Origin of the sequence: Pseudoalteromonas sp. 10-33, from assembly GCF_001469195.1 — a bacterium.
Taxonomy (GTDB): Bacteria; Pseudomonadota; Gammaproteobacteria; order Enterobacterales; family Alteromonadaceae; genus Pseudoalteromonas.
In genome coordinates this window covers 43,749-68,852 of the sequence record NZ_LOFI01000024.1, presented here as the reverse complement: position 1 = coordinate 68,852, position 25,104 = coordinate 43,749, and the positions used below count along the sequence as shown (strand labels likewise).

Here is a 25,104-nt window from a genome sequence, read left to right as displayed (position 1 = left end):
TTAGTTTATGAATACTATTTGAACTTTGAGTATGGCATAGATATATACATAGCGTATAAAAAGTCCATTAATGGCATGAAATACTTATATTAATGGACTTTCTTGTGGTGTTTATTTAGCGAGCTTACGTTCAATTGCGTCAAACAAAATACCGGTAATAGATATATCATAAGCGGCTTCAATTTCACGTACGCAAGTGGGGGCCGTTACGTTAATTTCGGTGAGCTTGTCGCCTATAATATCTAATCCTACAAACACTAACCCTTTTTCTTTAAGTGTAGGTGCAACCGCTTGTGCAATTTTTAGATCTGATTCGCTAAGTGGACGCGCTTCACCACGACCGCCTGCAGCAAGATTTCCACGCGTTTCACCATTTTGTGGAATACGCGCTAAACAATACGGAATGACCTCACCATCAACAACCAATACGCGTTTGTCGCCTTGTGTGATCTCTGGCACATAATTTTGCACCATCGCAAAGCGGCTGCCATGCTCGGTTAGGGTTTCGCAAATAACACCTATGTTTGCATCATCTTCTTTAACACGGAAAATTGAAGCGCCGCCCATACCATCTAGTGGCTTTAAAATAATGTCTTTGTGCTGTGCTAAAAATTCACGAATTTGTTTTTGGCTGCGAGTAACTAAGGTATCTGGCGTGTGTTCGCTAAACCATGCAGTAAATAGCTTTTCGTTAGCATCACGTAAGCTTTGTGGTTTATTGATAATTAACGTGCCTTCATCTTCAGCGCGTTCTAAAAGGTACGTTGCGTAAATGTATTCCGTGTCGAACGGTGGATCTTTACGCATTAAAATTACGTCAAGATCGGCAAGTGCAATGGTGGTTTTTTCTTCCAGTTCGTACCATTTTTCTTGGTTGTTAAATACGCGCGCTTTCGCTGCGGTGGCGTACGACTTACCTTTACGAAGCGATAAATCATTCATCTCCATGTAGTAAATTTCGTAGCCACGCTCTTGCGCCTGCATCATCATTGCAAAGCCGGTGTCTTTTTTAATGTTAAACCCACTAATAGGATCTGAAATAATACCTAATTTAATTGCCATGCGCTGTGCCTTAATCTATGTGTAATTGCTACTAGAGTTTACTAATAGCTTTGATATGAGGGTGTTTTTAGCTATTTCAATTAGCTAAATCGCCAAATTGCAGCTGTAATGCACTTAAGACCGTTAAAGCGGCGGTTTCAGTTCGTAAAACACGTGGGCCTAAACGAATATCAACAAATTCTTGTTGTTTAGTTTGTGCCATTTCTTCGTCAGTAAAGCCGCCTTCTGGGCCAACTAAAAACCGAACGCCATCTTTAGGTACCGTAATGGTTTTAATACTGTGCTCTGCACGAGGGTGAAGCGTGAGCTTTATTGCGTTGGTTGATTGCTCAAGCCATTGTTTTATGTCTATAGGGGGGTGAACAACCGGCACATAATTACGCCCCGATTGTTCGGCTGCTGCAATCGCTATTTTTTGCCATTGTTGATGCTTTTTATCAAGGCGGTCGCCAATGAGTTTTACACCACAGCGATGACTAAAAATAGGGGTGATTTCAGTGATACCCAGCTCAACTGACTTTTGAATTGTAAAATCCATTTTGTCACCACGCGATACACATTGACCTAAATGAATTTTTAATGGTGATTCAACATCGTGAGGATTAAATTGCTGCGGCATAACCACCACATTTTTTTTACTCACTTCAATAATTTCACTGAGGTATTCACCGCCTTCACCATTAAAAATAGACACATATTCGCCTACTTTCATACGAAGTACTCTGCCTATGTGGCCAGCTGCATCGTCATCGAGTGACACGGGAGTGTTAAGTGTAATAGAAGACGCTTGGTAAATATGAGGAACTCGCATGTGCTTTCACTTATAAGTTGGCGATAAAGTTATATATCGCTATGGTAAGTAAGCTGCGAGCTAGGTGCAATTATTTATTGTTTATTAAGTAATTCTGTTAACTCAATTATATCAACAGAGGTATCGGCTATGTCGGTATGACAAGACAGGTGGTTTGAAAAACCTTCGTCTGTTACAGGGCTAAAGGCAAAACCGCTTTCATCTTGAGTGACTAAAAAACGTTTGTCATGCAATGAGTTATAAATAAATCGTTGTTTTTCATCAGCCAGTAAATAATCTGTTTGATTAAACAATACGCCCTTTATATCGTGATGCTCATGCAAGTAGCTGGCAAGTTCAGAAACGCTAATTTCGTTTTCAAAATCGCAATAGCAGTAGTCTTTAATGAGTTCATCAAACATCATTTTAACTAACTGGCGGGTGTTGGCTCCTGCAATTACTAGGGTGCTAGGGGCATCTCGCTTTGCACTATCAAAATAGTGACCAGCAAACGCTCTGCTAAACTCGTTATCTATATCAATTAATAGATAGTTAGTAATTTCAAATGGCATAATGTCCCAGTGCAATTAAGCAAAGTGTTATGTAAGCAGGTTTAGTGTAAGCCCAAGCGAAACATTTTTAATGTTAAATAGAAAACATGCTAATTAGTAAATAGCCTATTGCACAAAAAACGGCAAATTCAATACACGCTATACCTATGTTGTCTTGGTGATCAACTTCAAGTGCAGCATCAATATTAGGTAGCGATATTTTTTTTACAATAAATGTTAATGCATATAAGAGTATCCACATTACACCGCAATGCATTACCAGTGTAAACAGGTTTTCAACCATTTTACCGTTTTGAAACGTTGCACTTGATAAACCCGCATAGGACGCAAGTGCTAAACCAATTGATTTACCAGCATAGCGAATACCAATAGAGGTGTTTTCTAAATTAAAATTACTTTGTAAAGACGCGCCTTGATTGGCTTTTGCAAAGCGATGTTCACGAATTTTACTATCGAGTGCAAACATTCCTTGCAGTAAAAAAAAGCTAACTAACGCGATTAATAAGTTACTAAAACCTTGAGTGTGGGTCCATGTATAAATACCGAGTGTCATAATAAAGTTAGCTATTAACATGCCTGAATCAACCAATGCGGCGCATACATTTTGTTTTAAAATAGCGGCTTCTTCATTAAAGCGATGCAATATCCATTTTCGGTGAATTAAGTGTCCCACTTTTATAAATGAAAATAACAGTACAATTAATACAGCCACTTTAAGTGGATTGGACTGTGCGGTGTTGACACTTATTTCATCAAATAAAAAGGCAATGGTTGCAATAACAACCGAAATCTCTGATGCAAAGTTGATCCCCATAGCAAAGTTATCATGCTGGGCTAATTCATCTTTAAGCGCTTGTTTTAATTTAATTTGAGTTATTATTCTTAATAAAAAAATAGTTAAGCAAATAACAGCAAAACTAATAGTAATCGCAACAAAACTAGTGTTAGATAAAGATAAATATGACATGGTTATCCTAATTATAGTTAACCTTTAAGGTTTTAATCATTCTAGTACGGTTACTGATGATATAAAAGAGAGGATTGATGAGTAACGTAATACAACTTCCTATTCAATTACAAAAACTTGGCCTGCAGCGTTATGAACAGCTTTACCCGCAGCACACGATAGAAAATGAAGTTGTAAGGTTATTAGCGTTAAGCGACTTTGCTTGGCGCTGTATTCAGTCGCAGCCGGATTTAAAAAGCGGGTTACTATGCGAAGCAGAAATTAAAAGCAGAGACATACCTTCTCCCTTTGAAAACTTAACATTGTCAGATATAAACGAAGCACAATGTCATCAGATACTTCGTAAATATCGTGAAAAATACTGGCTTAAAGTCGCTTTTCTAGATTTATGTTGTAACAACCCGATTGCAGATAGCATTGAATATATTAGCCTACTTGCAGATAAATTAATCCAAAGCGCTAACGAGTGGGCGCACGCGCAAGTAGCCGCACTCAATGGTGAGCCTTTAGATGAGCAAGGGCACGCTTTGCCTTTAATGGTGCTTGGTATGGGTAAGTTAGGCGGTAAAGAGCTTAACTATTCTTCCGATATCGACCTTATTTTTGCATACCCTCGCAGTGTTAAAACTCAAGGCGGTCGAAAAAGTATTGAGGCGCAGGTGTTTTACACAAAAGTAGCCCAAAAGCTAATAGCTGCACTTAATCAAACCACAGGGGATGGACAGGTATTTAGGGTCGATATGCGCCTTAGACCGTTTGGTGAAAGTGGCCCGCTGGTCATGAGCTTTAACGCCATTGAAGATTATTACCAAGAGCAAGGGCGTGATTGGGAGCGTTATGCCATGCTCAAAAGCCGTTTAATTGGTACGCCTAATCATTACTGGGATGAATTTAATCAATTACTTAAACCTTTTGTATACCGGCGCTATATTGATTTTTCGGTGATTGAGTCGCTTCGTAAAATGAAACTTATGATTGCGCAAGAAGTCCGCCGTAAACGTTTAACCAATAATATAAAATTGGGTGCTGGCGGGATTCGAGAAGTTGAATTTATTGTTCAAGCACTGCAAATGGTGCGCGGTGGGCGAGAGGCTAATTTACAAACGCAATCGTTACTCAATGCGTTAAACCAATTAGCGTTAAACCAAGTTATTGGTGATAGCGAAGCAAAAGAGTTAAAAAGTAATTATCTTTATTTACGAAAAGTAGAGCAATACCTGCAAATATTTGACGACCAACAAACGCAAACTCTGCCAGACGATGACGTAAACCAACAGCGATTAAATCACTTATTAGTAAAGCCAGACTTTGCTGCCTTAGTAAACGACATAGAGCGGGTAATGGGGCAGGTGCATAATGAATTTATACAGGTAATAGGGGAAGAGACCGAGCCGCTAGATACCAATGAAGGCGCGTTTATAAGTGCGTGGGATCATGGCGATGTTAGTTTTTTAAATGAGCCTAAAGACGAATGGCAAGCTCCTTTACAAGACTTTAAGCTTCGTTTGTCTAAAGTCAAAGTAGGATATAGAGGGCGTGAAATACTCGACAAACTCATGCCTGCCATGCTTAAACAGCTGAGTGACTTTAATGCCAGTGCAAGCGTATTTAGTACTGTGTGCCAAATTCTTAATAAAATTATTTCCCGCACGGCTTACTTAGAGTTGCTTTATGAAAACCCAGGCACGTTAAAGCAGTTGGTTTCTTTATGCTGCCACAGTAAGTGGATTGGCGAGCATATTTCTCGCTATCCTATTTTACTTGATGAATTGATTGACCCTGCCGTGCTTTATAAGCCAACACCATTAAGCGCCTATAAAGACGAGATACGTCAGTATTTTTTACGCATAGAACACGACGACTTAGAGCTACAAATGGAGTCGTTGAGGCAATTTAAGCAAACTCATCAATTACGTATTGCCGCAGCAGATGCAACCGGTGTTCTTGATGTAATGAAAGTAAGCGATCACTTAACTGCATTGGCAGAAGCTATAGTCGAGCAGGCGGTAAATATTGCATGGCACAACACAGTAAAGCGCTTTGGTATGCCGCCCAATACCGACCACGAACATAAAGGGTTTGCCGTTATTGCCTATGGTAAAACGGGTGGTTTTGAAGTGGGCTACGATTCAGATTTAGATCTTGTGTTTGTGCATAATCACGATGGTTCGAGTCAAACCAATGGCGATAAAGCAATTGATTCACGCCAGTTTTATTTAAAGCTTGCCCAACGTTTAATGCACTTATTTAATACGCGAACGGCATCGGGTATTCTATATGAGTTAGACACGCGTCTTCGCCCTGAAGGTGCCTCGGGGTTACTTGCTATCAATTTAGAAAGCTTTAATCACTATCAACAAACACAAGCGTGGACATGGGAGCATCAAGCGCTGGTTCGTGCACGTATTATTTTAGGTCAAGATGAGTTAGCCGAGCGCTTTTCACTAATTCGTAAAAATATACTTTGTCAGTCGCGTAATACAGCTCAGCTGAAAGATGATGTCATTAAAATGCGAGAAAAAATGCGCGGTCACCTTGCCAAAGGCAACAGCCAGCAATTTGATTTAAAGCAAGATGCGGGTGGCATGGCCGACATTGAATTTATTACGCAATACCTTGTTCTTAAAAATGCACATGATAACGAGCAGCTAAGTGTATTTTCTGACAATGTAAGAATACTGACTGATGCTGCTAAAATAGGGAGTATTACAAAAGAGCAAAAGCTGCAGTTAATTAAAGCTTATATTGACTACCGTTCGTGTTACCACGTATTAAGCTTAAACCAGCAAGGAAAGCTAGTTGAACGCGAGCAGTTTTTACAAGATATAACGCATGTAACTGCAATTTGGAAAGCGGTTTTTGAACTGTAGTGATGTGGATTTTTTAATCATATTCATTCGCTTTGTAAGCAAATAAGATTTAGTGATGTGCTGATATAAAAAATCACGCAAAAGCGTGATTTTTTATACAACTCAAATATTGAGTTTTAAACAATTAGCGCGCACATATTCAGAGGGTAATTCGGTTATAACAGCTGCTCTTTGCTTATTACAAAAGTAGGTATAGACCTCGTGTTCAAAGTCATCATTTATAGCTCTGCCTACTTGGTACAGGGCTGAGGTGAAATTACTGTCGACCCTAAAATGATCTTTAACGACATAGTCTTTACTTAAGTACCAATAAAGCTCAATACCTTCACTTTTAGCGTACTCAATTAAAACATCTTTTAATGTTGAACCGTTTTCGAAGCGTCTAGGCTCCACACTCCCTGTCCAACTTGCTGGCATGGGGGTAACAGTGCGCGTGCGCTCAGCTAAAACTCTATCGACAGTTTGATCTGGCTTTTTTAAACTCAATACGTATTGATCGCGTTCTTTGTTGCTTTTAACTTGATTTCGAATAGAGGCGTAAAAGCGGGATAATCCTTCGGCAGCAGCATTTTTAGATTCTTTTAAATCCAATGTAGGCACATTTCCCATTAAAAAATAGGCCGCAAGCGCTATTAATATTACCGCAAATGACAAATATCTAATCCAAAACCACATTACAACTACCACCCTTATTTGTTCTTATTATTGTTATACCATTACTACTTGTAAAATGAAGGAGTATTTTTATCAGGTCGTGTTTTAAAGCGGCGGTGAAGCCACATATATTGCTCTGGCGCTGCATTAATTGAGAGCTCCATGCGTTGGTTTACGCGTGTAACATCGGCTTTGTCATCACCGCTTGGGAAGTTTTCAAGCTCTGGGATAATTTCTAAATGGTACTTTCCATTTTCGTCTCGGCGGGTAATTAAGCTCATTGTTTCGCAATTTTTACTGCCAGCAAACATCAGCGTACCGGTCGTTGTGGCGGTATCTTGTACAGCGTAAAAAGGCACAAATTCGCAGCGGTTACGGCCGTAGTCTTGATCGGGTAAGTAGTAACACACCTTTTTATTTTTTAATGCTTTTAGTAAGCCTTTTACGTCTTTTTTACCGACCAAATATTCATTGGAGCGAAGGCGACCATTAGTCGTAAAGTATTCCATTAACGGGTTATTGTGCGGGCGATAAAAACCAATGCCCATGCAGCCTAATCCCATTAATCGGCCCGCCATTTCAAGGTGTAAAACATGGGGTACTAATAATAAAACCCCTTTGCCAGAGCGCTGCACTCGCTCAAAGTGTTCAAGCCCTTTTAAAGACCCTAACGCTTTTTGTGCACGCCACTGTGGCCACCACCATGCCATTCCGGTTTCAACCATCGCAATGCCAGTGTTTTCCATATTTTTTAGCACTAATGATTTTTGATCTTCGTCGCTCATATCAGGAAAGCAACGTTTAATGTTTACTTCGGCGATGTGTCGGCGGCGTTTCATGTATTTATGAACTAAACGGCCGAGTAATTTACCCATGGCTAATTGAAGTTTTTGTGGGAGCCAAGAAATTAGGTATAAGAAAAAAACGCCAATCCACGTTAGCCAGTATCGAGGGCCTAAAAAAGATGCTTTAAAAGGAGATGAGGTGACCACAAAAATTGCTCTAAAATTAAAAACGCTAGTTTAACGCTAAGCGCTGTAAAATACAAAAAGCCAGCATGTAGCTGGCTTTGTGTGTGTTTTTTGACTGTTTAGGCTGCTTTTAAACCCTGGTTTATAGCTGCTAGGTCTTTGCTTGTAAGTGTACCCGCTGCTTGCTTTAAGCGCAGAGTAGACAGCACATAACGATAACGTACATCAGCAAGGTTACGTTTGGCATTGTATAGATTTTGTGTGCTTACAAGTACATCAACAATTGTACGCGTGCCTACTTCAAAGCCCGCTTCTGTTGCTTTTAAAGCACTCTCTGCAGATACAACTGCTTGCTCTAATGCCTTGTAGGTTGCTATGTCAGACACTACTTGATTGTAAGACGTAATAACCGTGCGGGTAATTGCGCGGTAATTGGCTTCGTAATCTTGGCTAGCAGCAACGTAAAATGCACGTGCTTGATCGGTAGCTGCAACTGTCGCCCCCCCAGAGTATAGAGGGAGACTAAAGTTAAGCCCTACTGAGGCAGAGTCTGCACGTGGTTGCCTAGTTAGGCTTGTGCCATTTATATCTGTATCTGTTAAAGAGTCGCCATAACTTGCGCTTAGGGTTAGCTTTGGATAGTGACCCGCTCTTGCCAGTTTAATTTGATCTTGCGCTATATCTACGGTTACTTTAGCAACTTGCAAGCTAATATTTTTATCTTTAGCAATATTTAAAAAATCGCTAGAGTCTCGAGCTGGCTTAGTTGTAGAAAATGTCTCTGTGTTTAAAAAGTCTAACTTTGCGTGATATTTACCCGTAATTTCACGCAGTTGCTCACGTGCTGTTTCCACTGAGTTATTGGCAATAATTTCTTGTGCTACTGAATTATCGAACTGTGCCTGTGCTTCGTGTACATCGGTAATAGCCGTTAAACCAACAGCATAGCGTTGTTTAGTTTGTTCAAGCTGGCGCTCGATGGCGCGTTTTTCTGTTTTAATAAATTCAAGGTTATCAATCGCACTTAAAACATTAAAGTAGCCTTCAGCAACACGAACAATTAAATTTTGCTTAGCTGAATCGTATTGAGCGTTTGCTTGCAAGGCTTGTTTGTCTGCAATGTCTAATAAGTTCCATGCGCCTAAATCAAACAAAGTTTGGCTTAAGCTAAGGCCTCGGGTGAACTGATCAGAGTCGCTTTCGACTTTAACTTGGTTTGATAAATCCGTCACACTTTGAAAAGAGGTTGAGTCACTTTTTGTGTAACCCATTGTTAAACCAATTTGCGGCAATAATGCAGCCATTGCAGTGTCTGCTTGGTAAGATTGTGCGTCTGCTTGGGCTTTTGCTTTTAAAACGGTAGGATCGTTGGCCGTTGCAATTTCAAAAACTTGTAGTAAATCTTCAGCGTTTGCTGCTGTTGTGCCTAATGCGCATGATAAACTAACTAGCGCCGCAAGAATGTTCTTTTTCATGTGTTGTTCGGTCCTTAGACAATTTTTATACTAAAACCATGGTAACCTGTTTTACGTAATAACTAAAAATAAAAAGAGTAAAACAGTGCGTCGAAATGTAACAGAATATATTAACGTACTTCAAAGTTTTTAATAAGTAGAGGATGCTTACGTGCCAGATAAAAAACTTGTTCAGTTTACGCATAAAGATGTCAGCGTAAAGCCGGTCAAAAATTTGTATAAAGGCTTTTTTCAGGTTGATTTGTATCAGTTTGAACACGCCTTGTTTGCGGGCGGTAAATCAGAACTTATTAGTCGCGAGATTTTAGAGCGCGGAGACGCCATTGCCGTGCTGCCTTACGATCCGGTGTCAGATACTGTGCTTTTAATAGAGCAAATACGTATAGGGGCTATTAAAAGCAAACATTCGCCCTGGCTACTAGAGTGTATTGCTGGCATGACTGATGGCAGTGACGATTACGAATCGGTAGTAAAAAAAGAAGCGTATGAAGAGGCAGGGCTTAATTTAACAGAACTTGAATTTATGCTTTCGTACCTTTCAAGCCCTGGTGGTACAACAGAACGGCTACATTTGTACCTTGCACGAGCCGATTTAAGTGAGGTTGAATCTGGTGTGTATGGCCTTGAAACCGAGGGTGAAGATATAAAAACTCACGTACTTAGCGTTGATGATGCACTAACTCGCCTCAATAACGGTGAAATGGATAATGCCGCAACGGTTATTTGTATGCAGTGGCTTGCGCTTAACCACGAAAAAATGAAACACAAGTGGACCGAATCTTCTTCATAGCCGCAAATTGGCTAATAGCATAATGGTGGTATTTTGACAGTACAATTAGCAACAAATCGATATATCCAAAGCCTCCCAAAGTATTTAACGCTTTGTGAGCACAATTACTTACGACTTTTAAAATTATTACCGCCTGGGCGAACGGTTGGCAGTAGCCGAGAAGTAAAGCTGGGCAGCAGTGAGTTTGCGACTAAAGTTGATGGTAGTGCAAAATACACCATGGATATTTCGATTAAGCAGCTAAGCGGCATGGTAAAAGGGATTGCACCGCTTTATTTAACGGTTAGGTTGTATCACGATGCTAAAGTGGCTGAAATTATTCATCACGATTATCATCAGCGCATTAAGCCTTCTTATGGTTATCCTAATCCCAAAATGCATCAAAAAGATGAAAAGTACCAACTTAATGCATTTTTATACGATTGGCTTGTCGCCTGTGTAGAGCATGGACAAGCAACATTAAATTGGGATGTAAACAATGGCTTGGTTTGATGACCCTTATCGCATTGATAAATCGTCGCTTCGCATAGCACACATTACCGATTGCCATTTATTCTCTGATAAAACGGGTGAGTACTTTGGCGTAAATACCGCACATTATTTTGCACATGCGCTTGCTCATATGGCTAAGCAATCCCTTGATTTTGTAGTATTTGGCGGCGACCTTACGCAAGATCACAGTGCAGAGTCCTATTTTTTGTTTAGTGAGCTTATTGAGCAAAGCGATTTAACGTGCCCTGTTTTTTGGGTGCCGGGTAATCACGATGACATCATGTTACTCAACAGAATGAGTGGTGGGCAAATAAATCGCGCTAAACATATAGTCGCAAATGGCGTTGAGTTATTACTTATTAATTCAAAAGGGCCAACTCCTGCAGGGTGGGTGACTGGGGCACATTTGGACGAAATGACCGAGCGCCTTATCGTATCTTCTAGCCCTAAAGCAATATTTTGCCACCATAACCCACTCCCCATTGATGGCTACTTAGACAAACACATGCTGGAAAACGGGCCACAATTACTTAATATATTAGTTAATAGCGAAAACGTTTTTGGTTTGTTTCACGGCCATGTTCACAATGAATACATGCAAACATTTAGAACGCTTCCCATCTACGCGACTCCTGCCAGCTCGGTACAGTTTAAAAAACACAGTCCTGATTGGATACAACAAGACTTTGGGCCAGCATACAGGCTGATATGTATAAGCACGAAAAAAGATAATATAAGCACAGATATGGAAGTAGTATGGCTAAACGGGTAATCTATATTCATGGTTTTAATAGCTCAGATAAATCATATAAAGCTGTGCGCTTTGGCGAGCTTATGGCACACTATGACGTTGACTATTGTGTACCGTGCCTAAACCATGAGCCCATACAAGCCATCACAGCGCTTGAGCAATTACTAACACCTAATACTGTTTTATTAGGAAGCTCATTAGGTGGATTTTTTGCCACGTATTTATCGCAGCGTTATCAAATTCCTGCAGTGGTTATAAATCCCGCGGTTGCGCCATACAGTTTATTAAAGCCGTTGCTTGGTTTAAATTATAATCCGTATCAAGATTATCATTATGAATTGAATAACAGCCACATAGCGGCTTTAAAAGCATTGGCTGTTGATGACTTAAAACACCCTGAATTGCTGTATTTATTACAGCAAACAGGCGATGAAGTATTAAATTTTCAGCACGCAGTAAATTATTATTCGCAATGTAAACAAAGGATCGAGTTTGGTGGCGATCATAGCTACCTTGGTTTTGAACAAACCTTTGCAAGTATTGTAGATTTTCTTAAAATCACGTAAAACTAGTTAAGCATAGCCTTAGCGCATATAAAGACAAAAACTATGAGTGATCAAAATTATAACGCCGAAGCCATTGAGGTACTCAATGGATTAGATCCGGTAAAAAGACGCCCAGGGATGTACACAGATACTGTACGTCCAAACCATTTAGGCCAAGAGGTTATCGATAACAGTGTCGATGAGGCTATGGCGGGTCATGCAACTAAAATTGACGTAATTCTACACGAAGACAACTCGCTTGAGGTCAGTGATGACGGCCGTGGTATGCCAATCGATATTCACCCAGAAGAAGGTATTCCTGGGATAGAGCTTATTTTTACTAAGCTGCATGCCGGTGGTAAATTCTCAAACAAAAACTACCAGTTTTCAGGTGGTTTACACGGGGTAGGTATTTCGGTTGTAAATGCATTATCTACACGTGTAGAAGTAACCGTTCGCCGTGATGCACAGCAATATAGAATGGCGTTTGAAAACGGTGATAAAGTTGAGGATTTAAACGTTATAGGCACTGTCGGTAAACGCAACACCGGGACTACCGTGCGCTTTTGGGCCGATGCTAGCTATTTTGACTCTGCTAATTACTCCATAACCAAGCTTAATCATTTATTGAAGGCTAAAGCGGTACTTTGCCCTGGTTTGCGTATCAAATTTGTTAATAAACAAACAAAAGAAACCCAAGAGTGGTTTTACGAAACCGGCTTAAAAGATTATTTAATTGAAGCGGTTAAAGGTTTTGAAACGCTGCCACAAGACCCATTTGTAGGTGAGTTTAAAAGCGCTATTGAAGGCGTAGATTGGGCCGTAGTATGGCTGCCAGAGGGCGGTGAATCTATCGCTGAAAGCTACGTAAACTTAATCCCCACTGCGCAAGGCGGCACGCATGTTAATGGTTTACGCCAAGGCTTACTTGAAGCCATGCGAGAGTTTTGTGAATTTAGAAACCTATTACCTCGTGGTGTAAAGCTTACCCCAGACGATATATGGGAGCGCTGTAGTTATGTGCTTTCGGTTAAAATGCAAGACCCTCAGTTTGCAGGCCAAACAAAAGAAAAACTATCATCACGCACGTGTGCGGCACTTGTTTCAGGCGTTGTAAAAGATGCATTTAGCCTTTGGTTAAATGAACACACAGATACAGCAGAGTTGTTAGCTGAACTGTGTATATCTAATGCACAAAGTCGTTTAAAAGCCGCTAAAAAAGTAGTGCGTAAACGCGTTACAGCAGGCCCTGCATTACCGGGTAAACTTACCGACTGTAGTGCAGCCGATAACGACCGCACCGAACTATTTTTAGTAGAGGGTGACTCTGCTGGTGGCTCGGCAAAACAAGCCCGTGACCGTGAATTTCAGGCAATTATGCCTTTGCGTGGTAAAATTTTAAATACGTGGGAAGTAGAGTCTGGGCAAATACTAGCATCACAAGAGGTGCATGATATTTCGGTTGCGTTAGGTATCGACCCCGACTCAGCCGACATGAGTGGGCTACGCTATAATAAAATTTGCATTTTGGCCGATGCTGACTCCGATGGTCTTCATATTGCCACTTTGCTGTGCGCCTTGTTTGTTCGTCACTTTCCGCAGTTAGTAAAAACGGGTCATGTATACGTAGCAATGCCGCCATTATTTAGAATCGATATTGGTAAAGAGGTATATTACGCCCTTGATGAAGAGGAAAAAACAAGCATCTTAGCGCGTATTGAGGCAGAGAAAAAACGCGGTAAAGTTAACGTACAGCGATTTAAAGGATTGGGTGAAATGAACCCACTGCAGCTTCGCGAAACCACCATGGACCCAAACACCCGACGCTTAGTTCAATTAACACTGGATGAAGAGGCACAAACTATGGAAATGATGGATATGTTGCTTGCTAAAAAACGTTCACCAGACAGACGCCAATGGCTCGAAGATCATGGTAATAAGGCGCAAGTATAATTACAGGTGTTTGTCATTAGGAGATACAAATGAATAAATTACTAGCAAGTGTATTGTTGCTGTGTATAACAAGTGCCCCTGTTATGGCTAAAAATATACTCGATAAGCTCACTGTAGCACCTGGTTTTGAACTTAGCTTATTTGCAGATGACGTTGAAAATGCGCGTCAAATTGCGGTATCTAAAAAAGGTATTGTTTATGCGGGCTCTCGTAAAGCGGGTAACGTATATGCATTAATAGATCATAATAGTGATGGTGTGGCAGACAAAAAAATTGTGGTAGCGAGTGGCTTAAACATGCCATCAGGGCTCGCAATTAAAGAGGGAGATTTATACGTTGCTGAGGTGCACCGTATAATTCGATTTAAAAATATTGATACCCAATTAAAAGATCCAAAATTTGATGTGATTTACAGTGCACTTCCATCAGAGCGCCACCATGGCTGGAAGTTTTTACGCTTTACACCCACAGGGGAATTACTCATTCCGGTTGGTGTGCCCTGTAACATTTGTGCTGAGGATGAGCGTTTCGGTCGTATTTTCTCACTTAATGTAGAAACCAAACAAATTAAAACCGTAGCGCAAGGTGTTCGCAATTCGGTTGGGTTTGATTTTCATCCAAGTACTCAGGCTTTGTGGTTTAGTGATAATGGCCGCGACATGATGGGCGATGATATTCCACCCGATGAAATAAACCGCGTTAGCACTGAAGGTGAGCATTTTGGTTTTCCTTATATTCACGCCGGTGCGATTGTTGATCCTGAATTTGGTGAAGGTAAAAATATTGCTGATTACACGTCTCCTGCGCTGGCACTCCCTGCCCATGTTGCCCCATTAGGTATTCATTTTTACAATGCAAAACAATTCCCAGCAAGCTATAAAGAGCAATTGTTTGTTGCCGAGCACGGGTCGTGGAATCGTAGTAAAAAAGCAGGCTACAAAGTCGCTGTAGCAAACATAGAGCAAGGCCGTGTGACTAAATACACACCGTTTATTACCGGCTTTATGAAAGACGAAACAACATTTGGACGCCCAGTTGCATTTGCAGAGTTAGGTGACGGCAGTCTGTTAGTAAGTGACGATTACGCCAATGTAATCTACCGCGTAAGCTATAAGAAAAACTAGGTAAGCTTTAATGAGTGATACAGATACCTTGCTGATGCAAGGAATAGAGCAACAAACAATGGGGCGCTTTACTGAAGACGCCTATTTAAACTATTCCATGTACGTGATCATGGATCGTGCTTTACCCCATGTGGGTGATGGCTTAAAACCCGTGCAGCGTCGTATTATTTACGCGATGAGCGAATTAGGTTTATCGGCCGCTGCTAAATATAAAAAGTCAGCCCGTACCGTGGGTGACGTACTCGGTAAATATCACCCGCATGGAGATAGTGCCTGTTACGAAGCGATGGTACTTATGGCGCAACCGTTTTCGTATCGGTATCCACTTGTTGACGGCCAAGGAAACTGGGGCGCTGCTGATGATCCTAAATCATTTGCTGCAATGCGTTATACAGAAGCGCGTTTATCTAAATTTTCAGAAGTACTACTAAAAGAGCTTGGCCAAGGCACCGTTGATTGGACGCCAAATTTTGATGGCACAATGGATGAGCCCTTAGTATTACCTTCGCGCTTACCGCATATTTTACTTAACGGCATTACCGGTATTGCTGTTGGTATGGCGACTGATATTCCGCCGCATAACGTGCGAGAAGTTGCCAGTGCATGTTGTTTATTACTCGATAAACCAAAAACAGAACTTGATAAATTATTAGAGCTAGTACACGCACCTGACTACCCAACCGATGCAGAAATAATTACCCCAAAAGCCGACATTCATAAAATATATAAAACCGGTCGAGGCTCAATTAAAATGCGTGCGGTGTATACCGAAGAGCAAGGCGATATAGTGATCACCGCGCTTCCGCATCAGTGTTCAGGCGGTAAAGTACTTGAGCAAATAGCAGCGCAAATGAACGCGAAAAAACTGCCTATGATTGCTGATTTACGTGACGAGTCAGATCACGAAAACCCAACACGTATAGTGATTATACCGCGCTCTAATCGTATTAAAGCTGAGCCATTAATGGCTCACCTGTTTGCGACCACCGATTTAGAGAAAAACTACCGTGTTAACTTAAACATGCTCGGGCTAGATGGCCGCCCGCAAGTCAAAGACCTGCGTAGTATTTTAAGTGAATGGCTCATGTTTAGGCGCGAAACTGTTCGTCGTCGTTTGCAGTATCGTTTAGATAAAGTACTCGCACGCTTACATATTTTAGAAGGCCTATTAGCAGCTTTCTTAAATATTGATGAAGTGATTGAGATTATCCGTAGTGAAGATAAGCCAAAGCCTATTTTAATGCAGCGCTTTGATTTAACCGATATACAAGCAGAAGCTATTTTAGAGTTAAAACTTCGCCATTTAGCTAAACTAGAAGAGTTTAAAATTCGTGGCGAGCAAGATGAGCTTGCCAAAGAGCGTGATAAGTTAGAACTAACACTTGGTTCAGATCGTCGTATGTCAACGCTGCTTAAAAAAGAAATTCAAGAAGCTGCAGAAATGTATGGCGACGATCGTCGCTCACCAGTTATTGAACGTAGCGAAGCTAAAGCCCTTAACGAAAAAGATTTAATACCATCAGAGTCAGTGACTGTTGTTCTTTCAGACAAAGGGTGGGCACGTGTCGGTAAAGGCCATGACTTGGATGCAGAAGGCTTAAGTTACCGTTCGGGTGATGCCTATAGGGCTTCTGCTCGTGGTAAGAGTAACCAGCCCGCTGTATTTTTAGACTCAGCTGGGCGCGCTTTTGCTACTGACGCACATAGTTTACCGTCGGCACGTAGCCAAGGCGAGCCTATGACGGGGCGCTTTAACTTAACATCAGGTGCTAACTTTGAGCATGTTATTATGGCTGAAGATAACCAAGTGTTACTTATGGCATCAGATGCCGGTTATGGTTTTATCACTGATTTTAAAGATCTTGTGAGTAAAAACAAAAACGGTAAAGCGTTAGTGAGTGTGCCTAAAGGCGGTATTTTACTACAGCCAATTAGAGTGAGCGATGTAGCTAGCGATTACTGTATGGCTATTTCTAATGAAGGGCGAATGCTTTTATTTCCACTGCGCGATTTACCTAAGTTAGGTAAAGGTAAGGGCAATAAAATTATTTCTATTCCTGGTGCAAAGGTACAGGCTAGAGAAGAGTTTGTGAAAGTACTGGCTGTTGTTCCGCTTGGAAGTAGCGTTACATTACATGCCGGCAAACGCAAGCTAACCCTTAAACCAACAGATTTAGAGCATTACCATGGAGAGCGAGGTCGTCGAGGTAACAAATTACCGCGAGGCTTGCAACGTGTTGATGAAGCCGTTGTTGAGTTAACACCTCAAGATGAAGAGCCTGTTGAAAGTGCAACAGATGAATCATAAGCGTTGAGTTAAAGTATTACGGCCTGCAATTGCAGGCCGTTTTTGTTTATAGAACTCTATTTTTATCATCTTATTGTTTTGTGTTAGGCAATTAATTTTAGTATCGACTCTATTTCAGCGTACAGTTGTTCGCTATTGTCTCGTCTGTGTCACAAAATAACGCTATAATAGTGTCATAGTGCGTAATGACATGCGCACCGCACACAATTGATTTGGAGAACGATTTTGTTAGCTGTAATACGTGTTTTTATTATGTTTATGTTTATATTATTGAGTTGTATTTTTGGTTTATTGCTTTCATTAGTTAGGCCCTTTCACCCAAATAATGTTCACATAATTGCAGGTTGGTTTGGTTCTATGGCCAAAATGATCGGTGTTAAATTAGTGCTTACACGCCATAAAGATGCTGAAAATATTGGCCCTGCAGTGTACGTTGCTAATCATCAAAATAGCTATGATTTATTTACAGTACCAGCAATGGTACCAAAAAACTGTGTAAGCCTTGGTAAAAAGAGCCTAAAGTGGATCCCATTTTTTGGTCAGCTTTATTGGCTGTCAGGTAATATTTTAATAGATAGAGCAAATCGTTCAAAAGCGGCTGGTACTATTTCAAAAGCAGCTGAAAAAATAAAGAAAAATGGTTTATCGGTTTGGGTTTTTGCTGAAGGTACTCGCAGCTATGGGCGCGGTTTATTGCCTTTTAAAACAGGTGCTTTTCATACTGCTATGAGCGCCGATGTGCCAGTGGTTCCCGTATGTATGAATACAACGCATAAAAGCATTAAGCTAAATCGCTGGGATAATGGTACAATTTACATAGAAATGTTAGCGCCTATATCACTTGATAAAAGTATAAGTGCGCGAGAGCATGCTCAAAACGTACATACTGTTATGGCTGCTAAAATAAACGAATTAGATGCTCAAGTGAGAGAGAAATAATGGAAAACTGGCGCGAAATAAGTGAAGACATCGTAAGTTCATTACTTGAAGATGGATCAGATCCTGAAATACTTTATGAAGTAGAGCACCATTTTGTGTGTGAAGACTTCCCTAAGCTAGAGCAAGCTGCATTGGCTGCATTTAAACTAGGCTACGATGTTGAAGAGCCAGCAGAGCTTGAGCTTGAAGATGGCAGCAAAATTTGGAGCTTCGACATAGTCGTAGAAGCTGAGCTAGACGTAGACGTCATTATGGAAGACGTTGATAAACTAGCAGCGCTTGCTATTGAGTGCGACGTTGAATACGACGGTTGGGGCACTTACTTTCAAGAGTAATTAGCAGCCCTATACACATATCAAAAAAGGCGAGCATTTAACAATGCTCGCCTTTTTAGTTTTTAATTGATGGCTATATTTGGTTCATATCAATAATTAATACACTTGAAGGGCTAAACCTGGGAAGCAATGGTTTAAACTTAGGTATTTAGAAAAACTAAATACTTGCCCTGTCATCGACATAATTATTCAGCCTCCAAATAAATTATTTAATATTATTAGAGCCACTTTTTATTTTTAAAGTACACACCAATACCACCGGTAAGTATTACTAAAAACACAATAAATAACGTAAATGCGTAAGGGTTGTCTGTACCAGGAATTCCCCCAACGTTTACCCCAAGCAAACCTGTTAAAAAGCCTAGCGGTAAAAACAAGGCCGCCACTACCGACATCACATACATACGTTGGTTTAACTGCTCAGAGACATGGTTAGTGACTGTTTGTTGAATAATTTGTGCGCGCTCTATCGAGCTGTCTAGCTCTTCAAGGTAGCGAATTAGTAAGTTAGTGGTTTCGTTTAGTTTTGCCTTATCGTCATCCAAAAGCCACTCATAATTACCGTTTACCATTGTAGTGAGCGCCTCTTTTTGAGGTTTTAAATAACGTTTTAGCGCAATAGTTTGGCGGCGTAACTGCGATAGCGCTTGGTTGTCAAAGCGTTTACTTGGCTCGTCGATTTCTTCTTCAAAGCCATCGAGTGTTTCATCTAAAGAATCAATAACACTTTGCATACGTGAAGTCAGTTTTTGTGTAATAGCACACACAAGCTCAGATATAGAGCACGGGCCTTTACTGTTTTTTAGTGAAGTGAGTACATCGTCAATAGATAAAAGGCGACGCTTACGAGAAGTAATGACTATATTTTCGTTAATAAATAAACGTACCGACACCATGTCTTCTGGGCTTTGCGCCGGGTTTAAGTTTACACCGCGCAAAAACAGCAAGTGCCCATTTGCTGAATGGGTAATACGTGGGCGTGTTTCATCAGCTATAAACGATTCTAATTCGTAATCGGTTAAAAGCTCACAGTGTTTGAGCCAGTTCACAACATCGGCTTGGCTATAATCCATATGGACCCATAACTTACCTTGCTCAGGTTGCCAGTTGTGAAGGTCTTCGCTGCTTTGTATAGCGCGAGCGCCGCCTTTTTCATCAAGCACTAGGGCATGAAGCAAACCGTTAATCATAATAATGTCTCATAATAGTGTAATTTTAATACTATAAACTATAGTGTATCTAACTGACCAAAACATATTTACTTTTAATAAGTTAAGGCATTTTTTAAATTATTGATAGAGCCTAAATGCTGATTTATTCACATGCTCAGCAGGGCGGGCATTGTGTGATGAGTTTCCTTAAAAGATCAATTTAATTTACTCATCGACTAGATAAATTTATTTCGTTGGTGTTTTTTGAGCTGTAGCGTATAAACCTCTTTTTTACTAAGGGCACATTTATGACGACAAAAATAACAATAGGTTGGCGTGAGTGGTTAAGTTTACCTGAGCTTGGTATTGAGCGGATCAAGGCTAAAGTTGACACTGGAGCACGTACTTCATGTATTCATGCTATTAACATTGAAGAATACGAAGTTGATGGCGAAAAGTGGGTTAAATTTATAGCTCAACCATTACAAGATGACGAAGAAACTCAAATTACTTGTAATGCTAAAGTGAAAAAAATGAAATACGTAACCAGTTCTAGTGGTGAAAAGCAACTGCGTTATTTTATAGAAACAACATTACACGCGGGTGAACATAGCTGGCCTATTGAAGTCACCCTCACAAGCCGCGCAACCATGAAGTTTAGAATGTTGCTAGGTAGAACAGCCATGGAGAATCGTGTCGTTGTTGACACGGCATTATCTCATTTATTATAAAAAGTATTGGGCTTATGCTGCAAAAAGCAGCCACTATGCACTAATGCTGTAAAGTTTAGTTAAGGTTTTAACTATGAAAATCGGTATTTTATCTCGTAACAGAAAGTTATATTCAACACGTCGTTTAATCGAGGCTGCAGAGGCTCGTGGGCACGAAGTGAAAGTGATAGACGCACTTCGCTCTTACATGAATATAAACTCTGAACAGCCAGAAATTCACTATCGTGGTGAAAATTTAAAAGATTTTGATGCAATTGTGCCGCGTATTGGCGCATCAGTGACCTTTTACGGCTGTGCAGTTTTACGCCAATTTGAAATGATGGGGGTATACCCAGTAAACGAATCTGTGGCTATTTCTCGTTCGCGCGATAAATTACGCTCATTGCAGTTATTGTCACGCAAGGGCGTAGGCATGCCTGTTACAGGTTTTGCGAGTAAACCAGATGATGTAAAAGATTTGTTAGAAATGGTTGGTGGTGCACCGGTTGTTATTAAATTACTCGAAGGTACACAAGGCATTGGTGTAGTACTGGCTGAAACGCGTAAAGCTGCAGAGAGTGTAATTGAAGCATTTATGGGCTTAAAAGCTAACATTATGGTTCAGGAATACATTAAAGAAGCGGGTGGTGCGGATATTCGCTGTTTTGTATTAGGTGATAAAGTAATTGCAGCAATGAAGCGTCAAGCACAAGAAGGTGAGTTCCGTTCAAACCTTCATCGTGGCGGTAGCGCTACATTAGTACGTATTACGCCTGAAGAACGTAAAACCGCAGTTGCTGCAGCAAAAGCAATGGGCCTAAACGTAGCGGGTGTGGATTTACTTCGTTCATCTCGTGGGCCTTTAGTGATGGAAGTTAACTCATCACCAGGTCTTGAAGGTATTGAAATAGCAACAGGTAAAGATATTGCAGGTATGGTGATTGATTTCATCGAAAAGAATGCCTCAAGTAAAGGAACCGCAACTCGTGGCAAAGGTTAAAATTAACCGCCCTTTCACTTTACTAGGTGAAAGTATTGGTGTTGGTGAACGTAAAACGTTAGCTTTAGAAGCTGCAAAGCTTTACACCCACTCACCCCTTAATATCCCTATAGAGGTTGTTAATGGCGTAATGGAAGGCCCTGTACTGATGGTATGTGCCGCTATCCATGGCGATGAGCTAAATGGGGTAGAAGTTGTTCGTCAATTACTGGCTAAAATTGATCCAAACCAGTTACGTGGCACGCTTATCGCTGTGCCAATTGTGAATGTGTTTGGCTTTATTCATAAGTCGCGCTATTTACCTGACCGTCGCGATATGAATCGCAGTTTCCCTGGTTCTGAAAGAGGGTCGCTAGCGGGTCGTATGGCGTATATGTTTTTCAATCAAGTTGCGGTGCATTGCACGCATATTATTGATTTACATACAGGGGCTATTCACCGAACAAACTTGCCACAAATACGTGCAAATTTGGCGGATGAAGCTACTGCGCAGATGGCCAAAGCCTTTGGTACACCGGCGGTGATTGATGCCTCGCTACGCAATGGCTCACTAAGAAGTGAAGCGGCTAATTTAGGCATACCGGTTATTACTTATGAAGCGGGTGAGGCACTGCGTTTTGACCCAATTGCAATAGCCGCCGGCGTGCAAGGGGTTGACTATGTAATGCGCCATTTAAAAATGATGCGCGGCAAACGCCCTAAAAAACTACCAGAGCCTGTTATTGCAAGCTCTACAAGCTGGGTACGTGCTGAAGTAGATGGCATTGTACGTGCTCAAGTGTCCCTGGGTGAGCGCGTAACAAAAGGGCAAATACTTGCTTATATAAGTAGCCCGCTTGGTGACTCTGAACTTGAGTTACTAGCACCACGAAGTGGTATTGTAATTGGTCAGCAAACTATGCCATTGGTTAATGAAGGTGATGCAGTTTTTCATATTGCTTATTTTGCTCATGCTAATAGCTTGGTTGAGCAGCAATTAGAAACATTTATTGATGAAATAAATGATTTAGATGAAGAACTAAAAACTGCAGAGTTAAATAACTAACCCTTTAGCAGCTATTAAAAAGCCGTTTTAGTTACTAAAACGGCTTTTTTTATGCAAAATTTATGATTTTTTAGGGCCTATAATTCGCTTAATTACCGGCGCTTTTGATGGTTTAGGCTCTGCGTTTAAAACGAGTACAGGGCGCGTAACAAATAAATTATTTGGGTAAATTACGCGGTGCCCATCAATATGTTCAAGTACAACATTCATTAAGCCCATCTCGACAATTCTACCTTCAACATGATTTGCGCCGTCAATAATACGTACCCAAAAACCAACACGGCAGTCGTTTTGGATAAACATTAATAAAAATGCGGTTAGATTGCTCAGTAATGACCATGCTGCAAATAGCGCGACACCTAACATTGCAAAGAGTGACGAGCCCAGAACCAGTAGCCCTCGTAGTTCAATACCCCAAAATACTAACACTAAACATAACATGACAAAGGCGAGAATAATTTTAAGCAGTAACTCTGCGCGGTACTTACGATGTATATCTACTTTACCTTTAATGGCTTGCTCAAGTAACTTTTTAGTTAGCTTTAATAGCACTGGAAAAAGTAACAAGGCAATAACGGTCACGATGAGTTTATATTGATCGGTTAGTAATTCTAAAACATCTAAAAATTTCAAAATAGCGCCTTTTACAATTATGTGGTAGTTAAAAGTAGTAAATAAGGCAACACGTTAGGTTGAATTTCAACTAGCTTAAAGGCCTTAGTTTAGCGTGTTCTTTTGGCGCTAAGTAGCAATTTAAAAAGATTTTTTTACACTGACAAGCCACTGCACAGAGTCGACATCGTCAGCGCTATCTATGGGAGCGGCTATATCAAGATGGATCATAGTGCCTGCATTTGCTCTACTCGGCGCTAGGCGCAAACCAACGCCCACATTTTTGAGTACATGATTATTTTCGCCGTTTGTTTGGTTATTAAACCATGCTCTACCAATATCTATAAAGCCCGCGCCACCTACTTTAAATAGTTGTAGTAAATCGTACTCCCAGTAGTAGCGTTTTTCTAGGCTCACTAAAAAGCTAAGGTCGCCATGTTGGTAATCCATAGGGTAACCACGCAGGCCTGTTTCGCCACCTAAGGTAAGCTGTTGGTCGGCAGTTAAGTTTTTTGCGTATTGCACGCGGCCTTTTACATACCAAGATTGATCAACACTTGTATTTAGATAATATTGTACTTGCGATGTCGCTTTAAAGTTTTCGAGTTGCTTTTGTTCTTTGTTCCAAAATCCCTCTAAATCCGTGCTAAAACGCCAAAGCGTATTATCGCCAGAAAAATGGGCTGTTTTCACATTAAGCGAATAAACAAGGCGGCTATCATCGTTACTCAACGATTCATCTGAATAACCCAGCAATGCTTTTGCATTCCAACCTAGGTTTAAATCTTCAGTGCGATAAATGCTGTCAAAATTACGCACCTTAATAAAATTATCCTCAAACCAATGACCACTAATATAGGGATAACTGTAGCTTCTATCTTTAGCTAAAGGCTCAAATGTGGTTTGAATGGCACTGAATTTATGTTGCTCATCTACATAACCTAAGCTAATTCGCTGAGTCCAGCTATTACTAAGTGCTTTAGAGTGGCCGATGAAAATGCGATTTAGATCAGTTGTTTTATCAAACTCACTGATCTCTTTTCCTCGTCGGTATAGTGATTCTTCTCGTTGTTCTGAATAACTTAAAATACCGTAACTGTAAGGTGTGTCTATGGCATAAAATGGATAAGTAAGCTCAAGTAAATGACGCTTACCATCGCTGTTATCGGCATACTCTATGCGACCACGGTAGCGGCTAGAAAAAATATTAGGATCGTCGTAAACAAATAAGTAACCGCTGCGGTCGCTGTCGGTTGTGCGAGAAAAAGACAATCTTTTTCCCCAACCAAACAAGTTTGATTCTCTAAAACCAATACTCGATTTATTTTCTCCACCGCTGCGGCTAAAGTTTATTTCTGGCAAGAGCGTCCATAAATCACGGGTAATTACTTTAACATCTATATCGCCATCACAGTTTTCTGTTGCGCTAATTTGTGCGTCGTAAAGGTAGTTTTCTTTTCGCAGCAAGCGCTCCGATTCAGAAAGTTTTTTTGCATCGTAAAGATCGCCAGAGTTAAAAAGCAGTAGGTTTTTGATTACTTCAGGTTCGGTTTGAATGTGCGCGCGGTTAGCAAATCTAAACAGTGCGTTATTTTCTTCTTCCAGCGCAGTATTAAATACATTGAGTTGTTCAAGCGTAATAGTGGCTATTCTAGCATTTGGTTTTGTAGCAACCAGTAGCGTTTCATCGCTGAGTTGGCGACGTAATTTTTCTTCACTCAAATGTATTGATGATTCAAGTGGGCAGGTACCTGTGTTTGTAGGAAATGGCTCTGCATAAGCATTAGACATTAATAGACACAGAACAATAACCCCAACACAACAGGGTGAAAACCACGTATTACTGATCATTTAACCCCTTATTTACTGCGTAGTAAACTACACCCGTAATATTAGCTTACATCATTGTTATTTAAATGTAAGTAAAAAGCATAGGGGTTAAAAAATAATTAATTTAGTCTATTAAAAACTATTCGTTAAAAAGAGTC

Annotated in this window: 23 protein-coding genes; 13 read left to right on the top strand and 10 right to left on the bottom strand. The window is 40.6% G+C overall.

The features are described from left to right. Positions 1-111: 111 nt before the first annotated feature. The 4 genes from gshB to ATS76_RS12705 all read right to left on the bottom strand — a co-directional run bounded on the left by gshB (position 112) and on the right by ATS76_RS12705 (position 3,391). Positions 112-1,062 (bottom strand): glutathione synthase, encoded by a 951-nt coding sequence (gene gshB, locus ATS76_RS12720; protein ID WP_058552447.1) that lies wholly within the window; start codon positions 1,060-1,062, stop codon positions 112-114. Between the two features lie 76 nt (positions 1,063-1,138). Next, on the bottom strand, positions 1,139-1,873 hold the full coding sequence (gene rsmE, locus ATS76_RS12715) for a 16S rRNA (uracil(1498)-N(3))-methyltransferase (RefSeq protein ID WP_058552446.1): 735 nt from the start codon (positions 1,871-1,873) through the stop codon (positions 1,139-1,141). Positions 1,874-1,947: 74 nt separating this feature from the next. Beyond that, the gene (locus ATS76_RS12710) at positions 1,948-2,424 is read right to left on the bottom strand and encodes a hypothetical protein (protein ID WP_058552445.1); all 477 of its coding nucleotides are present in this window, start codon (positions 2,422-2,424) and stop codon (positions 1,948-1,950) included. Positions 2,425-2,497: 73 nt separating this feature from the next. After that, positions 2,498-3,391 carry a DUF350 domain-containing protein gene (locus ATS76_RS12705; RefSeq protein ID WP_058552444.1) on the bottom strand — a complete coding sequence of 298 codons (894 nt, stop codon included), beginning with the start codon at positions 3,389-3,391 and terminating at the stop codon, positions 2,498-2,500. A 77-nt stretch (positions 3,392-3,468) separates the two neighbouring features. Here ATS76_RS12705 and glnE point away from each other — a divergent pair, with 77 nt between their 5' ends. Next, positions 3,469-6,261, top strand: coding sequence for a bifunctional [glutamate--ammonia ligase]-adenylyl-L-tyrosine phosphorylase/[glutamate--ammonia-ligase] adenylyltransferase (gene glnE, locus ATS76_RS12700; RefSeq protein WP_058552443.1), 2,793 nt, complete (start codon positions 3,469-3,471; stop codon positions 6,259-6,261). A gap of 102 nt (positions 6,262-6,363) precedes the next feature. Here the strand turns inward: glnE and ATS76_RS12695 are convergent, their stop codons facing one another. From ATS76_RS12695 to tolC, 3 genes are all read right to left on the bottom strand, one after another. Continuing rightward, the gene (locus ATS76_RS12695) at positions 6,364-6,936 is read right to left on the bottom strand and encodes a toxin co-regulated pilus biosynthesis Q family protein (RefSeq protein ID WP_058405835.1); all 573 of its coding nucleotides are present in this window, start codon (positions 6,934-6,936) and stop codon (positions 6,364-6,366) included. Positions 6,937-6,980: 44 nt separating this feature from the next. Next, positions 6,981-7,907 (bottom strand): LpxL/LpxP family Kdo(2)-lipid IV(A) lauroyl/palmitoleoyl acyltransferase, encoded by a 927-nt coding sequence (gene lpxL / locus ATS76_RS12690; RefSeq protein ID WP_058552442.1) that lies wholly within the window; start codon positions 7,905-7,907, stop codon positions 6,981-6,983. Between the two features lie 98 nt (positions 7,908-8,005). Beyond that, positions 8,006-9,361 carry an outer membrane channel protein TolC gene (tolC, locus tag ATS76_RS12685; protein ID WP_058552441.1) on the bottom strand — a complete coding sequence of 452 codons (1,356 nt, stop codon included), beginning with the start codon at positions 9,359-9,361 and terminating at the stop codon, positions 8,006-8,008. A gap of 151 nt (positions 9,362-9,512) precedes the next feature. Here tolC and ATS76_RS12680 point away from each other — a divergent pair, with 151 nt between their 5' ends. From ATS76_RS12680 to rraB, 9 genes are all read left to right on the top strand, one after another. Then, on the top strand, positions 9,513-10,151 hold the full coding sequence (locus tag ATS76_RS12680; protein ID WP_058552440.1) for an NUDIX domain-containing protein: 639 nt from the start codon (positions 9,513-9,515) through the stop codon (positions 10,149-10,151). 33 nt (positions 10,152-10,184) lie between these two features. Then, positions 10,185-10,643, top strand: coding sequence for a DUF1249 domain-containing protein (locus ATS76_RS12675; protein ID WP_058552439.1), 459 nt, complete (start codon positions 10,185-10,187; stop codon positions 10,641-10,643). After that, positions 10,630-11,415: a metallophosphoesterase gene (locus ATS76_RS12670; RefSeq protein WP_058552438.1), complete on the top strand. Its 786-nt coding sequence runs from the start codon at positions 10,630-10,632 to the stop codon at positions 11,413-11,415. Before ATS76_RS12675 ends, ATS76_RS12670 begins: the two co-directional genes overlap by 14 nt. Next, positions 11,400-11,960, top strand: coding sequence for a YqiA/YcfP family alpha/beta fold hydrolase (locus ATS76_RS12665; RefSeq protein ID WP_058552437.1), 561 nt, complete (start codon positions 11,400-11,402; stop codon positions 11,958-11,960). The genes ATS76_RS12670 and ATS76_RS12665 overlap by 16 nt, the downstream gene beginning before the upstream one ends. Positions 11,961-12,002: 42 nt before the next feature. Next, positions 12,003-13,892, top strand: a complete 1,890-nt coding sequence (gene parE, locus ATS76_RS12660) for a DNA topoisomerase IV subunit B (protein WP_058552436.1) — start codon at positions 12,003-12,005, stop codon at positions 13,890-13,892. Between the two features lie 29 nt (positions 13,893-13,921). Next, on the top strand, positions 13,922-15,016 hold the full coding sequence (locus ATS76_RS12655; protein WP_058552435.1) for a PQQ-dependent sugar dehydrogenase: 1,095 nt from the start codon (positions 13,922-13,924) through the stop codon (positions 15,014-15,016). A 10-nt stretch (positions 15,017-15,026) separates the two neighbouring features. After that, a complete protein-coding gene (parC, locus tag ATS76_RS12650; protein ID WP_058552434.1) occupies positions 15,027-17,324 on the top strand; it encodes a DNA topoisomerase IV subunit A in 2,298 nt (765 codons plus the stop codon). A 225-nt stretch (positions 17,325-17,549) separates the two neighbouring features. Beyond that, the gene (locus ATS76_RS12645; RefSeq protein ID WP_058552433.1) at positions 17,550-18,263 is read left to right on the top strand and encodes a 1-acylglycerol-3-phosphate O-acyltransferase; all 714 of its coding nucleotides are present in this window, start codon (positions 17,550-17,552) and stop codon (positions 18,261-18,263) included. Beyond that, positions 18,263-18,598: a ribonuclease E inhibitor RraB gene (rraB, locus tag ATS76_RS12640; protein ID WP_058552432.1), complete on the top strand. Its 336-nt coding sequence runs from the start codon at positions 18,263-18,265 to the stop codon at positions 18,596-18,598. Before ATS76_RS12645 ends, rraB begins: the two co-directional genes overlap by 1 nt. A 218-nt stretch (positions 18,599-18,816) precedes the next feature. On the opposite strand, the gene ATS76_RS12635 is transcribed toward rraB, so the two are convergent. Further along, positions 18,817-19,788 carry a zinc transporter ZntB gene (locus tag ATS76_RS12635; protein WP_058552431.1) on the bottom strand — a complete coding sequence of 324 codons (972 nt, stop codon included), beginning with the start codon at positions 19,786-19,788 and terminating at the stop codon, positions 18,817-18,819. Positions 19,789-20,057: 269 nt separating this feature from the next. Between ATS76_RS12635 and ATS76_RS12630 the strand changes: the two genes are divergently transcribed. The 3 genes from ATS76_RS12630 to ATS76_RS12620 all read left to right on the top strand — a co-directional run bounded on the left by ATS76_RS12630 (position 20,058) and on the right by ATS76_RS12620 (position 22,504). After that, entirely contained in the window at positions 20,058-20,480 is a 423-nt protein-coding gene (locus ATS76_RS12630) for an ATP-dependent zinc protease family protein (protein WP_058552430.1), read from the top strand. Between the two features lie 73 nt (positions 20,481-20,553). Further along, on the top strand, positions 20,554-21,459 hold the full coding sequence (gene rimK / locus ATS76_RS12625) for a 30S ribosomal protein S6--L-glutamate ligase (protein ID WP_058405848.1): 906 nt from the start codon (positions 20,554-20,556) through the stop codon (positions 21,457-21,459). Continuing rightward, complete coding sequence (locus ATS76_RS12620; RefSeq protein WP_058405849.1) at positions 21,446-22,504, top strand: succinylglutamate desuccinylase/aspartoacylase family protein; 1,059 nt, start codon at positions 21,446-21,448, stop codon at positions 22,502-22,504. Before rimK ends, ATS76_RS12620 begins: the two co-directional genes overlap by 14 nt. Before the next feature lie 60 nt (positions 22,505-22,564). Here the strand turns inward: ATS76_RS12620 and ATS76_RS12615 are convergent, their stop codons facing one another. Next, on the bottom strand, positions 22,565-23,137 hold the full coding sequence (locus ATS76_RS12615) for a mechanosensitive ion channel domain-containing protein (protein WP_058552429.1): 573 nt from the start codon (positions 23,135-23,137) through the stop codon (positions 22,565-22,567). Positions 23,138-23,257: 120 nt separating this feature from the next. Continuing rightward, positions 23,258-24,967, bottom strand: a complete 1,710-nt coding sequence (locus tag ATS76_RS12610; protein WP_058552428.1) for a BamA/TamA family outer membrane protein — start codon at positions 24,965-24,967, stop codon at positions 23,258-23,260. Between the last annotated feature and the right edge of the window lie 137 nt (positions 24,968-25,104).